At 41.9% G+C, this 15482-nt stretch carries 14 protein-coding genes; 6 read left to right on the forward strand and 8 right to left on the reverse strand.

The window, feature by feature from the left end:
• Positions 1-16 precede the first annotated feature (16 nt).
• The 4 genes from FMM05_RS17370 to FMM05_RS17385 are packed head-to-tail and all read right to left on the reverse strand — an operon-like array spanning position 17 to position 3195.
• Entirely contained in the window at positions 17-1489 is a 1473-nt protein-coding gene (locus FMM05_RS17370; protein ID WP_143374690.1) for a DUF5687 family protein, read from the reverse strand.
• Between the two features lie 46 nt (positions 1490-1535).
• Entirely contained in the window at positions 1536-2237 is a 702-nt protein-coding gene (locus FMM05_RS17375; RefSeq protein WP_143374691.1) for a hypothetical protein, read from the reverse strand.
• A complete protein-coding gene (locus FMM05_RS17380) occupies positions 2230-2844 on the reverse strand; it encodes a hypothetical protein (protein WP_143374692.1) in 615 nt (204 codons plus the stop codon). The genes FMM05_RS17375 and FMM05_RS17380 overlap by 8 nt, the downstream gene beginning before the upstream one ends.
• 3 nt (positions 2845-2847) lie before the next feature.
• On the reverse strand, positions 2848-3195 hold the full coding sequence (locus tag FMM05_RS17385) for a PadR family transcriptional regulator (RefSeq protein ID WP_143374693.1): 348 nt from the start codon (positions 3193-3195) through the stop codon (positions 2848-2850).
• A gap of 127 nt (positions 3196-3322) precedes the next feature.
• Between FMM05_RS17385 and FMM05_RS17390 the strand changes: the two genes are divergently transcribed.
• Positions 3323-4375, forward strand: a complete 1053-nt coding sequence (locus tag FMM05_RS17390; RefSeq protein WP_143374694.1) for a ferredoxin--NADP reductase — start codon at positions 3323-3325, stop codon at positions 4373-4375.
• Positions 4376-4451: 76 nt separating this feature from the next.
• Here the strand turns inward: FMM05_RS17390 and FMM05_RS17395 are convergent, their stop codons facing one another.
• From FMM05_RS17395 to dprA, 4 genes are all read right to left on the reverse strand, one after another.
• The gene (locus FMM05_RS17395; RefSeq protein ID WP_143374695.1) at positions 4452-4826 is read right to left on the reverse strand and encodes a septal ring lytic transglycosylase RlpA family protein; all 375 of its coding nucleotides are present in this window, start codon (positions 4824-4826) and stop codon (positions 4452-4454) included.
• A 2-nt stretch (positions 4827-4828) separates the two neighbouring features.
• Positions 4829-5305, reverse strand: coding sequence for a septal ring lytic transglycosylase RlpA family protein (locus tag FMM05_RS17400; RefSeq protein ID WP_143374696.1), 477 nt, complete (start codon positions 5303-5305; stop codon positions 4829-4831).
• Between the two features lie 78 nt (positions 5306-5383).
• On the reverse strand, positions 5384-5824 hold the full coding sequence (locus FMM05_RS17405) for a hypothetical protein (protein WP_143374697.1): 441 nt from the start codon (positions 5822-5824) through the stop codon (positions 5384-5386).
• A gap of 206 nt (positions 5825-6030) precedes the next feature.
• Positions 6031-7134, reverse strand: a complete 1104-nt coding sequence (gene dprA, locus FMM05_RS17410) for a DNA-processing protein DprA (RefSeq protein ID WP_143374698.1) — start codon at positions 7132-7134, stop codon at positions 6031-6033.
• Positions 7135-7232: 98 nt separating this feature from the next.
• Between dprA and FMM05_RS17415 the strand changes: the two genes are divergently transcribed.
• From FMM05_RS17415 to FMM05_RS17435, 5 genes are all read left to right on the forward strand, one after another.
• Positions 7233-8174: an HU domain-containing protein gene (locus tag FMM05_RS17415; RefSeq protein WP_185965620.1), complete on the forward strand. Its 942-nt coding sequence runs from the start codon at positions 7233-7235 to the stop codon at positions 8172-8174.
• A gap of 69 nt (positions 8175-8243) precedes the next feature.
• Complete coding sequence (locus tag FMM05_RS17420) at positions 8244-8753, forward strand: acyl-CoA thioesterase (protein ID WP_143374699.1); 510 nt, start codon at positions 8244-8246, stop codon at positions 8751-8753.
• Positions 8754-8807: 54 nt separating this feature from the next.
• Positions 8808-9005, forward strand: a complete 198-nt coding sequence (locus FMM05_RS17425; RefSeq protein ID WP_235894426.1) for a hypothetical protein — start codon at positions 8808-8810, stop codon at positions 9003-9005.
• A gap of 291 nt (positions 9006-9296) precedes the next feature.
• A complete protein-coding gene (locus FMM05_RS17430; protein ID WP_143374701.1) occupies positions 9297-11885 on the forward strand; it encodes an Ig-like domain-containing protein in 2589 nt (862 codons plus the stop codon).
• Positions 11886-12092: 207 nt separating this feature from the next.
• On the forward strand, positions 12093-15482 hold a 3390-nt coding region (locus FMM05_RS17435), incomplete at its 3' end, for a beta strand repeat-containing protein (RefSeq protein ID WP_235894427.1).

Genomic DNA, 15482 nt, shown 5'->3' on the forward strand with positions numbered 1-15482 from the left:
ATTTTTTGAGGGATGATTAGTTCTTTTCTTTGTAGGCAGCTATGGTACTGTATTTTTGCGATTTATAAATGCGCTCTATTGCCTTAAAAGCAGCATTCCTGAAAACAAGGCCCAGTAATCCGGTACCTGCAATAAGCCCGTACCCTAATAGCGGGCCCTTTATATAATTGCCAATTACAAACAGTGCAATAGGCACCAGCATTTTAGGTAACGATATAATAAAGGTTTTTACATTAAAAGCATTTTTATCGCCAAAGGCCTGTTTGCTACTGCTAAGGTCTATAGGTGTTTTTATAAAAGCACCACCCAATAATACCAATAGCGAGTTTACACCAATGTTAAACACCGCACCGGCAATGATCATCAAATAAATTTCGAACCCAAAATACAGGTAAAATGATGCTAATGCTGTAGTTACTATCGTACCAATAACCATAAGCCACCATTTACTGGCAATGTATTCCCTGTACTGTATGTTCTGGCTCATCATTAGTTGGTAATAGGCGCTGTCCCAGCTTGGTACAAACTGGCCGAAGGTTAATAAAAACCCACCCGTAACAAATATAGAGGCAAAAACCTTCATGGGTTGGTTGTCATAAATCTCTATACCTCCAGTGTAAAATAATAAACCATAAAAAATAAACAACACACTCATTATTAATGTGGTTTTAGAGCGTTTGTTACGCAACAGGAGTTTAATATCATTCTTTAAAAAGGTACCCATGTTGCCAAAACGGTTAAGCCAGGTAAAATCCTGCGTTTGGGCAATTTCGTGCTTGCCTTTAAGGCCGGTATCTAAATACAGGTGCTTTGTAAGGAACTTGTGTGTAAACACCCAAAGCCCGGCTAAAACTGCTAACGGAATTAACGCCATATAATAAGTACTAAAAAGGTACTGGTAGTACACACCTGTTATAAGGGTAACATCAAAAACGCTGTAGTACTGCGAAATTGCAAAGGCTGCCATTAGTGCCATCACCGTTATAAAAAGCCAGCTCTTATTATTTATAAGTATATTAATAAGATTGTTGCAATATATCATAGCCCACATGGCAACCCACCACAATAGTACTCCAACAGGATCGTACCCGTGTGAAAGTAACACTATGCTAAATGGGATAAAAGAGAAAGCGTGCATTATTGTAAAAAAAGAGGCAAATGTTTTTGCCATAGCAAAGTTTACAATAGTGCTGCGCTTAACGGGCAGGTTAAGCAGTGGACGAATATTTATTACCGGCAGCTTTTGCATCATAACCCTAATGAGCAGATCGAAAGCAAAATAATAGACCATAAATTTATTTACTACCACAAGCGGATCCTGGTGCAGTTCTTCATCTATTATAAAGTAAACACCAACACCCAGGCCCAAAAATACTGCTATAAAATATAACGCGGCCAGCCCCATTAGTATTTTAAGGGCTAAGTTGGTACCAAAGGCAGAGGAACGGGTAAAGGCTTTCCACTCGAGCCAAAGAAATTTTTTAAACATGTAGGTAAGGTTTGGTTATGGCATTAGTAGCTTCTTTAGTCGAATGTTACAGTTTTTGACCGGAAATTTCTAAATTATATTCCGGGTAGGTAGCTTTAAGGTGTTCTTCGGCTTTCGCCGGAATTATAAAAAGCATTACATAGCTAAATATTGCTGTAAGTACTAAAAACACTGTAAGCATGCTTACTGTAAAGAAATTTACCTCTTTAAACGTAAATTGAAAAAATTGCAGCGGTATACCTATAAAACCTAAAATGCCACCGCAGTTGTATATAATTTCTTCAAAAAGCCATTTTGTTCCAGTGTCTTTAACCTTTTTACCGTATTTGCCCTTGTAATGTATTGTTTTATAAACTATAGTGGCAATCAGGCACATTTGTAAATAGATAAAAAAAGTTGGCTCGAACTCAAGAAGCTTGAAGGTTAGAAATGTTATCCCAAAAGTCAGGATAAGGTGTGGTAACTTAAAGAACTGTTTAAAATAGCCCCACATTAAGCGGTAGTACTTTTTGCCCAACGCTTTTTGCCGTTGGGCCACGACATCGCTAAAACCAAAAATGCCGAATTTTTTAAACTCGATATCTAAAGCTTCGGTAAAGGTTAAGTTTGGGCGTTGCAGCCAGATACCTTCAATGGCGTTGGCAAGGTGGTCTACCAGTTCTGTTTGTAAATCGTAGTATTCTACATAATGAGCGCGGGTAAAGGTATAGAGTTCATTTATCTGTTCAGCACTTACTTTCTTATCCATTGTAGCGAAGTTTATATTGCCTGTTAAACTGCCATATGGTTACATGCATTATTACAGATATCAGTAGTACAACAGCATAATACAAAGCAACCGTCATATCATTAGCTATTGTGGTTTGATAATCTACCATATAAATGGTTGGATATAGGATGATAAGATTAATAAAGCTAAAACCAAAGTCGAGCGAATGCTGATTTTTCCTCGTCAGTGCTTTATAAATAACGGGAGTAGAGAGTATACAGCTAAACGCAATAAAAAAATAGAACAATGCCATAACAGCATCTTCCCTCCCAAGCGACTTTATCAGGAACATTCCTAAAGCAAACATTGTTGCAAAAATTACAAGTGACCACGGCTTAAGCATATTGATAAAGAACTTTTTATAAGCCCTGCCCATAGCAATAAATATAAACCTGCGGTTGGTTTTTTTAAGTTCGCTTTTGTTTTGCAGCATATACCCTTTTAAGTGATGCTCAAACCGATCGTCTTTCTGCTCAAGATCAGCGGCAATATGGTCGGTCATCTCATAACGGATGTCGGCATAATTAATACCTATTTTAATCAGCGCCTTGTCTATAAGTTGTATTTGTTCGGCTGTTACTTTCATAGCTTAATATTGTAGGTCAGGATTAATATTTGGGGTAACCAATGTCTGCATGTTTTTAATAAATTCTTCCAGTTCGGCAAGGCGGTTTACTGTTTCTTTCTCACCGCTCTTTGTTAGCTTGTAATACTTACGCAGGCGGTTATCTACCCTTTCTACCTCTACATCCAGCAGGCCGTCTGCCTCCAGTTTATGTAGCGCAGGGTACAGTGCCCCCTCGGTAATATTAAGTTCGCCTTTGGTTATCAGCTTTACCTTTTGGGTAATCTCGTAACCGTACATTCGGCCGTTCTCTTCCAGCAGTTTCATAATAATGGTATTAAGGCTGCCCTTATATAATTGTGAGTTTTTCATGGTTTATTTTAAAAATTCAAATATACATAAATTTCTTATGCATAACAATCTTAAGTATTATTTTAGTGTTAGCATATTTTATTAACCTGATTGTAATGCGTATTTTTGCAGGAAATTTAATTGTAAGATGTCAACATTTCATCCACTTATTATAAAAGATGTAAAAAGGGAAACCCCTGGTGCGGTTTCTATTGCTTTTGAAATTCCTGCCAACCTGCGCGAAGATTATAACTTTACAGCGGGCCAATACATAAACATAAAGACCCAGTTTGAGGGCGAAGAGATACGAAAGGCTTACTCTATATGCTCGGCACCGGGCAGTGGCGAACTGCGTGTGGCTATTAAGGCCGTTAAAAACGGTGGATTCTCAGTTTTTGCCAACGAAAAACTTGCCGCCGGCGACAGTATGGAGGTAGGTACCCCCGAAGGTAAATTTACTTTTGAACCTAAACCGGGCCGCCAGCGTAACTATGCCGCTTTTGCTGCCGGTAGCGGTATTACACCTGTAATGTCTATCCTTCAATCGGTACTACAGGGAGAGCCTGAGAGTACGTTTGTGCTGGTTTATGGTAACAAATCGCCGGAGGAAACTATTTTTCATGACCTGCTGCATACACTGCAACAAGAATATGTAGGCCGCTTTTTTGTTCAGTTCGTGTATAGTAAAGCCCGTGCCGAAGGCTCACTTTTTGGTCGTATAGAGCGTGCTGCCGTGAACTTTGTAATTAAGAACAAGCACAAGGAAAAAGAGTTTGAGAAATTTTACCTGTGCGGGCCTGAAGAAATGATACTTACCGTGAATGAAGTGCTTAAGGAGCACAACGTACCGGAAAAGAACATTAAGTTTGAGCTTTTCTCTACCCCTATTGCCGAGAAAAAAATTACCGAAAGCCTTGATGGCCAAACCAAAGTTACTGTTCTTGTAGATGATGAAGAGGTTACATTTGTAATGCCTAAAGAAATGACCTTGCTGGATGCAGCCCTAAAACAGGGTGTAGATGCACCGTATTCGTGCCAGGGAGGTATTTGCAGCAGCTGCATGGCACGCATTAAAAATGGTACTGCCGAGATGAAAAAGAATGCCATACTAACCGATAGCGAAATTGCCGAAGGCCTTATACTTACCTGCCAGGCACACCCAACATCACCGGAACTGTATGTAGATTATGATGATGTTTAAAAGCACCCATGTGATATAAACGAAAAGCGCCCTGAGATCCAGGGCGCTTTTTTGTGGGTATATTTTGTGTTTGTTTTTACTTTGCTACTTCTATGGTAACCTTTAGTTCGCCGTGGTTTTTATTGTCGGCAATTTCCATAAAGGCTTTTTTAGAAAGGTCAATATCTTTACCTGCCGAAAATGGCCCCCTGTCGTTTACAGTAACAATAACCGACTTGCCGTTGGCTTTGTTGGTTACTTTTACTTTAGTGCCAAAGGGTAGTTTTTTGTGGGCAGCGGTATTTTTGCTGTTACTGAATTTTTCTCCGCTGGCCGTTTTCTTACCGTTAAATTTATCGGCGTAGTAGGAGGCAACTGCGCTGCTATCATAACTCTTGTAAGAACCTTTAGAGGCACCACATGATGCAAGCAAAAGGGCACAAAAACAAAGCAGTGCTATGCGTTTTGCCATAATTATGCTTTCTCTATAATTTCTATCTTAACCTTGAATGATCCTGAACCTTTGTTAGAGGCAATTTCCATATAGGCTTTTTTGGTAAGGTCTATTTCAAGTTTTTTGCTAAACGGACCACGGTCGTTAACTTTTACATCTACAAATTTACCGTTGTTCTCGTTTGTTACTCTAACCATAGTGCCAAATGGCAATTTCATGTGGGCTGCGGTATATTTAGTATTATGAAATTTCTCTCCGCTGCAGGTTTTCCTTCCGTTAAATTTATCTGCGTAGTAAGTGGCTAATGCACTTTGTTTGTAAAGGGTAAGCTTGGTTTCTTCGGTTTTAACCGTTTTAACTTCGGTCTCTGTAGTATCGGCAACCTTAATTGCCATTGTTTTATTCTCTTTTTTTACCGGGGCAACATTTACTGTTGAAAAACCTGTTATAACACATAATAACACTGCGGTACTGAAAATGATAATACTATTCTTCATAATAATTATAATTTTTTTGTCCTTATTAACAATATGCCATCGGCTAAAAAAAGCTTTAAGGAAAAGCTTAAGCCGCGGTTAGCTGAACCACTGACCCCAAGGGATCCTGCTTAAAAGCAGTACTAATGCTATGGCATACATGTATCCTATTTTCTTAAATTTTGCGGTAGCATCATCCGCTTTTTTATGTTTAGACCAGCCTATGGTTATCAAAGCAATGGCAATGATGTTAACAAGCGGGTGCTCTACAAAAATTAATCGTAAATAACTGTCTTTCATTACACCGCCCATACCGGCAACTTTTGCAAGTTCAAGTTTAGGGTTAACAAAGAGCAGTATGACACCAATAACCAATTGCACGTGCGAAAATATAAGAGCCAGCATGGCAATACGTTTGTCCTGGGCAGTAAAAGGCCTTTTAGTTGCCAGTCCTGCAAACGAATTTAATGCTGCAATTAATAACAGTCCTAATACTCCAAATGCCCAATAGGAATGAAGATCTAAAACAGTTTCGTACATGGTTTTTGTTTTGTTGGAAAAGCAAATATAGGGAACACATGTAATAAAAACTGCACTAAAACTTAGTTAAAGACTATTTTAGAATGAATCTAAACTGAATTTTAGTTAATATAAATTCTATTTATAAAAATATAATTTAATTTTTTAGTAAAAATTATAATTTTTAAAACCAAATAGAGCCATAAATTTATGAGTGCCCGAAAAATTTATATAGCCTCAAAAAGCTTACCCGGCAGCGGCCGGATAACTCCTTTAAGCTCCATAGTAAGCAGCAAAGATGACAGCCTGAAAATGGGCATTTCACATTGCAGCGCTATAATATCCATAAGCTCTTTGCCATTTTTTAGGAGGTAATCATACACTTTTTGCTCATCGGGTTCCAGCGAAACAAAAAGCTGTTTTTGTACAGGCTGTATCTTTTTTTCTTCCAGCTGCCAGTTGAGGATGTATATAAGGTCGGCAGCATTGGTAAGCAGGTTAGCGCGCTGGCTTTTTATAAGGTTGTTGCAGCCCATGCTGTACTTATCGGTAACGCGGCCTGGTACTGCAAAAACATCACGGTTATAATCGTTAGCCACATTAGCGGTAATTAACGACCCGCCTTTTTCGGCACTCTCTATTATAATAGTAGCTTCGCTAAGGCCGGCTACAATGCGGTTACGCTTTACAAAATTTTCTTTATCGGGGTTTGATGTACTCCAGAACTCGGTAAGGAAACCACCATTCTGTTCCATGGCTGCCACATACTTTTTGTGCACTTTAGGGTACACCTGGTTAAGCCCGTGTGCCACCACGCCTATGGTTTGCAGGTTTTGCTCCATAGCTACCTGGTGCGCAAAAATATCTACCCCATAAGCAAAGCCGCTGGTAATAACAGGGTTTAATGGAGCAAGGTCTTCAAGAAGCTTGCGGCAAAAGTCGGCGCCATAGCTGGTCATCTGGCGGGTACCCACAATACTAATGGTTTTACGGTTGGCAAGGTCTATGTTGCCCGATGAAAACAAAACCACCGGCCCGTCTATACAATGCTTAAGCCTTTCGGGGTAATTACTGTCTAAATAATACAGGGGTTTAATGCCATGATCGCGCACAAACTTAACCTCGCTTTCGGCAAGCTTAAAAACCGATGTATTCCTTAAATTATTATATAGTACTTCTCCTACGCCTTCAATAGCCAAAAGTTGCATTTTTTTAGCTTTAAACACCTCTTCGGCGCTGCCCAAGTGGTTAATCAGCTTTTTAGCTACAATATCGCCCACACCTTCTACACGCATCAGCGCCAGCGTATTAAGTAAATCGGTATCCGTCATCAAAAAATGTAATTGGCAGTTAATTAGTTACTTGGTATTGTTAATAACATTTGTGGATAAAATTTTGCATTCGCCACGCTTTGTTTAATTTTGTTGTTATGATGATAGAAAAACACATATCGGCTTTATTATACCGTTACCAGTGCGTTACCGTTCCCGGTTTTGGCGCGTTCCTTACAGAGATACGCCCATCGTATTTAGATGCAAATTCGCATACCTTCTATCCTCCAAAAAAACTCGTTTCTTTTAACGCGAATGTAAAAAATAATGACGGGCTTTTAGCCAATCATATCGCCCTGCAGGAAAAAATTTCTTACAGCGCTGCGGTTCACGCCGTTGCCGTTGCTGTAGAAGACTGGAAGCAGGTATTGAATAACTATGACATTATTACGCTTAAAAACCTGGGCGAGATAGGGCTTAACGCCGAAGGCAGCCTTGTTTTTACTCCGGATGTGCCTGTTAACTACCTTACTGAGGCTTTTGGGCTTAGTGCAGTAGTTGCTTCTGCCGTGAGGCGCGAAGAACTCAAGGCAGAAGTTGAGGCTTTAGAAGAAAGAGCGCCTATTATATTTACGCCTGAGCGTAAACGCAGTTACTCCTACCTTAAATATGCAGCCGTATTTGCAGTGCTTACCGGTGCCGGTGTTACAGGTTTTAAAACCTACCACGACCAGCAGGTAGAAATACAAACCCTTGCCGTACAAAACTCGGTACAGGAAAAAGTACAGCAGCAAATACAGCAGGCTACCTTTTTTATAGATAACCCGCTACCTGCCGTAACGCTTCCGCTAAAAGTTGAAGCGCCTGCAAACACGCCGTACCACGTTGTGGCCGGTGCTTATAAAAGTGAGGCTAATGCCGATAAGGCCGTTGCCCAGCTTATTGCGAAAGGCTTTAAGGCACAAAGGCTGCAGCCGAATAAATTTGGCTTATACCCGGTATCTTACGGTGGTTATGCTACCTATGCCGAGGCACAAACCGGTATGAGGCAAATACACAAAACCGACAATCCTGAAGCCTGGCTGATGGTAAAAAAATAAACTAAAAAATCAATTCTCCGTACCGGGGGATTTTTTTTGGCTGTTAGCGTATCTTTGCACAAAAAAAGTATGCAGCCAAAACACCCTATTGACTCTGTATGTATAATGACCGATATTGTACTGCCGGGCGAAACCAATCCGTTAAACAACCTATTTGGGGGTGAGCTCCTTGCCCGTATGGACAGGGCTGCAAGTATTGCCGCACGCAGGCATGCAGGGCATATTGTGGTAACAGCATCGGTAAACCATGTTGCGTTTAACCGCTCTATTCCGCTGGGCAGCGTAGTTACTATAGAAGCAAAGGTGTCGCGCACATTTACCTCATCTATGGAAACTTTTATAGATGTATGGATAGAAGACCGCGAAAGTGGCGAGAAAACAAAGGCTAATGAGGCTATATATACTTTTGTAGCGGTAGATGACCAAGGCAAACCCGTTCAGGTGCGCCCCATAGAGCCGCAGACCGAAATTGAAAAACTTCGTTATGATGCAGCACTCCGCAGGAAACAACTTAGCCTGGTGCTGGCCGGTAAAATGAACCCGCATGATGCTACAGAGCTTAAGGCTTTATTTATGTAAGCAAAAATTGAAATAGCAGGATAAAGAACTATCTTTATTGTAAAATACACCAAAATGAACTATAGCACAGTAAAAAATATTATTGCAACGCTTATTATTAGCTCGTCATTATGCTTTGTAAGCTGTAGTGCCGGTATACGTACTACCACAAATAGCCCTGCGGCTAAGTCTTCTAAAAAAATGCCTCCGGGGCAGGCCAAAAAACTTAACGGAGATAAAAGCGCTAAAAAATACGCTCCCGGACATAATTAAACTATAACTGTTGATTCCTAAGCTACACGACACAAATACTGACTTATGAAGGCAGGTTTTACAACATGTAGGCTGATCGTGCACCGCAAGGCATTATTTATGTAATAAATAAATCATATACTCTCCCAAATCCCGCTTTATAAGCGGTTTTTTTTTTACAAAATATGGATATTTCAACTAAAGGGATTCACAATTACAAAATATCAAACATTTTATAGATTACGATTTTTAATCTTCATAAATTTAGTATTTTTATAACATTACTACACACTTATTAATATACTACATGTTATGAAAAGAAAATTACCCTTCTATTTATTATTTGGATTATTGGGGGCTACAGCAAGTGCCCAATCCTACCAGCCGTTAACGGTTAGCTCCGGCTATACTGCCGACGTTATTGCTAACGGAGCCGGATCGGCAGCGCTATCTACCACCCAGCCCGTAGATAATGCCAACTTTGCCTTTATGAGCAACGATTTTTTACCGGCCACCATTACCACACCGCCTTCCTACGGTTTACCGGCTACGGGGTTAATAAACTCGCTGGCTACAACCGGCCTAACCTTCCAGATGGCATCGTTAAGCAGTAACAATTCGCTAAGAATAGGCGCTACAACCGGTGCAACATCGGGTACGCTTGCTTTTTCTAACGGCGGGCAGTTTACAAAACTATATGTACTTGCTACATCGGGCAGTGGGGCATCAACCATTTCGGCCCTTATTACTTTTGATGACGGTACCACACAATCGGCAACATCACTTTTAGTGCCCGATTGGTTTTTTAGCACCGCACAGCCTATCGCCGCCCAGGGTTTTGGCCGCGTAAATACAACCAACAATGTACTTGAACCCTCTGCAGCCGACCCAAGGCTTTACCAGATAACGCTAAATATAGATGCCGCTAACCAAATTAAAGATGTGGTTAGCGTTCAGTTTACCAAAACATCTACAGCAGAAGGTGTGGTAAACATTTTTGGCGTTACCGCCGAAGTGTTGCCTACCTGCCCGGCACCAAGCGCATTGGTTGCAACAACAGGGCCATCAAACGCAGCGGTTAGTTTTACAGCTGCAATTGTACCACCCTCAGGCGGGTATGATTACTATTACGCTACTACAAACACTGCCCCTACCACAACTACAACACCATCGGGCACTATACCAACAGGAACTTCGGTAAACTTCCCAACGCTTATAACTGGCCAAACCTATTACTTTTGGGTACGCTCTAATTGTGGCGATGGCGATACCAGTGCATGGGTAGGCACAACGTTTACTACGGGCCAGGTAACATCTACCTATACTGCCGGCGATATAAGCACCATGTATAATGATGATCCTACAGTAACATCTGCCACATCATGTCCGGGTACACTTTCCGTAACGGTTCCGGCGGGCTATCAAATAGCATCGGTGGCAACATCGTATACAATGACGTCTTTAAATAATGGTTACCAGTCAGAACAGCGCAGTATGTTGTATTGTACCACAACCAGTCAGGGCGAAACCAGCCTTGCGGCAGGTAGTGGCTTAGTAGGCACATACAGCTATAACCGTACCGGCCTTACTATTGCTAACGGTGCAACAGGCACAGTTAACTTTGAGCTTAGGGCATGGAGAATGTGGGGCGATTTTTTAGAGACCGGCTGCGGTACTCAATACAATAAAGTTAATAATAATAGCTGGATGGTAACCGTAACCTATACCTGCCTGCCTCCTGCCGCACCTGTGGCAGAAGCCCAAACATTATGTGGTAATGCTACCGTAGCCGACCTAACCGCTACAGGTACAGGTGAGACACCAATGTTTAACTGGTATACTACTGCCACCGGTGGTTCTCCGCTTGAAGATTCTGCATCGCTTACAACAGGCGTATATTATGTATCTCAAACAAACGGCACCTGCGAAAGCGCAAGGCTGCCAGTAGATATTACTTTAGGCACTGCACCGGGTGCTCCTGTTACAACTGTAACACAAACGCGTTGTCCTGGTGCTACTGTAGCAAATTTATATGTAGACCCTATGGTAAATGCCACTGTTGTATGGACGTATAATGGAGTAGTTGTTACTCCCGATGCAGTTTTAGAAAGCGGAATTTATGAAGTTACCCAAACATTAAATGGCTGTACAAGTTTACCAAGCACTGTAACGGTTACAATAAGCGCAACAGCTGCACCAACGGTTAATAACCAGTCGGTTTGCGAGGGGGCTACCGTTTCTAACATAACTATGGGTGTACTTATAGGCGCTACCGTTACTTACTATGAAACGGAAGGCGGCGAACCAATAAGCAGTACTACCGTATTAGAAAACGGTACGTATTATTTATCGCAAACCCTTAATGGTTGTGAGAGTGCTACCGTTCCTTTTGAAATTACTGTAAACGCAATACCCGATGCGCCAACAGGTACTTATGAGCAAACCTTTGCAGCGGGTGAGACTTTATCAGACCTTGAATTAGATTATGCTACAGGCGCTACGCTTACATGGTACACGCAAACCCTTGAGGGCGATTATGAAGTTATACCGGTAGATACAGCTCTTGAAGAGGGTTTTACTTACTATGTAACACAAACCACCAATGGGTGCGAAAGCGATTATTTTGAAGTGACTGTAACTATGGATGTTGTAGGCACTGATAAATTTACCTTTAAAAACCTAAAAGTATACCCTAACCCGGCTACTGATATAGTAACTGTTGCAAACAGTACTGCAATAGAACGCGTAACGGTTACTAATTTATTAGGACAGCAAGTACTTAGCCAGGATGCTAATGAGTCGGTAATTAATATTAACCTTACTGATTTATCGTCAGGAACTTATATCTTAAACATTACATCCCAGGGTGCTAATGCTAATGTGAAAATCGTTAAACAATAGCGAAGACCCACATAAAATATACCCTTTAAGCCTCTGCCTTTGTAGAGGCTTTTTTTTATGATTTCTTTAACATATTTGTGATTATACATTACAACCTTCACAAATATTGTTACAATTAATAAAAATGTTAGGGTTTTCTTAATAAAACCTGTTAATAATAATTACTTTAGTTGCATTATTAACTTTACTACTATTTCTTTTTAAATTATGAATTTAAAGCTACACCACCTATTTTTTGGTATCATGCTTTCGTTTGCCCCGGCAAACGCACAAGAGTATGAACAGTTAACGGTAACAGGCTACAATGCCGACGTTATCGCTAACGGCGTTGGTTCGGCAACATCGTCTACTACATCACCGGTAGACAACGCCAACTACGCATTTATGAGTAACGACTTTTTGCCGCCTACTCTAACCACACCGCCCACTTACGGATTACCTGCAACAGGTTTAATAACCTCTCTTGTTGCTGCTACCCCGGGCTTAACGTACCAGCTTGGGCCATTATCGGGCAACAACTCGCTTCGCTTTGGTGTAACCGGCGGGGCATCTACAGGGACCATAAGCTTTACTAATGGTGTAGAAGCCACAAAACTTTATATACTGGCTACATCCGGCAGTGGAGTTTCTACCTGTACTGCGATCATTACTTTTGATGATGGCACTACACAAGCCGTAGCGGCTTTTACCGTGCCCGATTGGTTTAACTCTACAAGCCAGCCTATTGCAGCACAAGGTTTTGGCCGTGTAAATACTACAAATAATGGTATTGAGAGTGGTAACGGTACTAACCCAAGGCTACACCAGATTACTTTTAATATCGATTTGGCTAACCAAAGTAAAACGGTAAGCAGCATTCAGTTTACAAAAACATCTACAGGCGAAGGTATTATAAACGTATTTGGCGTTACTGCCGAAGAAGTGCCTGCCTGCCCGGTTATTGCAAGCACATCATCTGCAACGGCATCTTCTACTTCTGGCATTATAAACTGGACGCTTTTTACAGCAGGCCAGGGTACGGCTGCAACAACATATACCCTTGAGGTATACACCGATGCAGCTTATACAGCGCCTATAGCCGGTTCGCCATTTACAGGCATTACGGCTAACTCGTATACACTAACAGGATTAACGTTTGAAACCCAGTACTACTATAGGGTTAAAGCCAATAATGGTAGTTGTGATTCTCCGTTTGTAACAGGTACCTTCTCGCCTGCGTATTGTCTTCCTTCTAAATCAGGCACATCTACTTTGTATTATATTAGTAATGTTGCCACAACAGGCGGGTATACTAACTTTAGCAACACTACTGCCACAAGCGCAACAGCAGGCTATACTAATTATGCTGCAACGCAAATAGTAAGCAAACCCGCCGGTACAAGTTTTAACTACAGCATAACAAGGGGCAGTACATCTACAACACTTGGTGTTTGGGTAGACTGGAACAATGACCTTGATTTTGATGATGCCGGCGAAACCATTGCTACTTACGGCGGCGGATTTTCGGGCCAGCCACTTACCGTTACAGGTACTATTACCATCCCTGCCGGTGCCGCAACAGGCAATTACAGGATGAGGGTACGTTCTACCGTATACACAAACACGATTGCATCATGTGGTGTACTTACCAACGGTGAGGCAGAAGATTATACTATAGAAGTAGTAACACCACCGGCAGATTGTATTACACCTGATGCCCCAACGGTTACACTTACTAACATAACGGGTACAAGCCTTGACGGTACAGTAGTTATGCCAACAACAGCACCAACAGGTTATATACTTGTTCGCAGTACTACACCTACCCTTACAGCCCAGCCTGCTACAGGTGCAAGCTATGCAGTAGGAAGCACAGTGGGCGGAGGCCGTGTAATTTCGGCAGGTGCTACCATCAGTACATTTACTGAGTTTTTAAACAACAACACGCACTATTACTACTTTATATACGCGTATAACGAAAACGGCAGTGCCTGTTTTGGACCTAAATACAGCATTGCCGGCACGGCAGATGCTACTACATGCGCCGGTGCTGCAACAGCAGTAGGTGCATTTGATGTAACGGCTGCTTCGGCTAACCTTACCTGGACATCTATTGTTGGGCCGGGCGGTACTGCTGCAACCTATACTGTTGAAGTGTATACCGATGCTGCTCTTACAGCTTTGTTTGGTACGTATACCTCAACAACGCCATGGTACGCTCTAACCGGCTTAGCTAACGGATCTACGTATTATTTCCGTGTTAAAGGAGAAACTACAGCATGTGATAATGATGCATGGTCGGCTCCCGTAAGTTTTATAGCAGTAAACAACTATACGCCAATATCGGTTACCGGCTTTAACTCCGATGTTATTGCTAATGGTAATGGTGTGGCTAACCTATCTACTACTAATGCAGTAGATGCGGTAGACAACGCTTATATGTCTTTAGATTATAAAGCTACTGCGGCGGCATCTGCGGCAACATTTGGCTTACCGGTAAACAGGCGCTTAACAGGTAACGTTGACGGCTTAACGCTATTACTACAGGATTATTCAGGCAATAACTCCCTTAGAATACCTGCACAAAATACCAATGGCACACTAACGTTTACTACTCCGGTAAAAGCGAGTAACCTATACTTTGCTGTAACATCGGGTAGTGGTACGGCTACAATTTCTGCCGAAGTACTATTTAGCGATGGTACATCTCAAACACAAACAGGCCTTAGTGTATTAAACTGGGATAATGCTGCTACGGCGGCTTCACCGGCACTTATAAATGCTATTGGCCGTGTTAACAGGGCTAATACTGTAGGTGCTCCGGACGGACCGGGCGCATTTAAAGTATTCCAGTTAACAATGGATATTACGGCTGAAAACCAGTCGAAATTAATAACCGGCGTTAAATTCACTAAAACATCTACAGGTGCTACAGAACCTGTGCCTCATGTATTTGCCATCTCTGCAAAAACTATAAATGAGTGCCCGGTACTCGCTGCTACCACTGCAACAGGAATATCTAACGGAGGTACTATTGCTTACACCCTTACAGAAACAAGCGGTGCTCCAACATCGTATACTGTTGAGGTTTATACCGATGCAGCATTTACTACAGCAGTTACAGGTTCTCCTTTTACAGGAGTTACTGCAACTACGTATACTGCTACCGGCTTAAGCCCGCTTACAACCTACTACTATCGCGTTAAAGCGCTTAACAGCAATTGCGTTTCAGACTATGTTACAGGCAGCTTTACCACGCTTGATGGTTGTACAACCCCTGCGGTACCAACTGCTGTTGCACAAACACTATGTACAGGCGCTACAGTAGCTAGCCTTGTGGCTACAGGTGTAACCGGTGCTACTATTAAATGGTATGCTAACGAAACGGGAGGCGATGTCCTTGCCGGTACAACAGTACTTACAGCCGGTACGTATTATGTATCACAATCGGTTGATGTTTGCGAAAGCGCAAGGGTTGCCGTTGTAGTTACTTTAAACACTACTGCCGCTCCTACTGCCGCTGCACAAACTTTCTGTGCAGGTGCAACGGTTGCCGATCTTGACGCCACTACCCTTACAGGTGCTACTGTTACATGGAGCGCTACCGAAGGTGGTGCA

It is taken from the genome of Flavobacterium zepuense (assembly GCF_007097145.1).
GTDB lineage: Bacteria > Bacteroidota > Bacteroidia > Flavobacteriales > Flavobacteriaceae > Flavobacterium > Flavobacterium zepuense.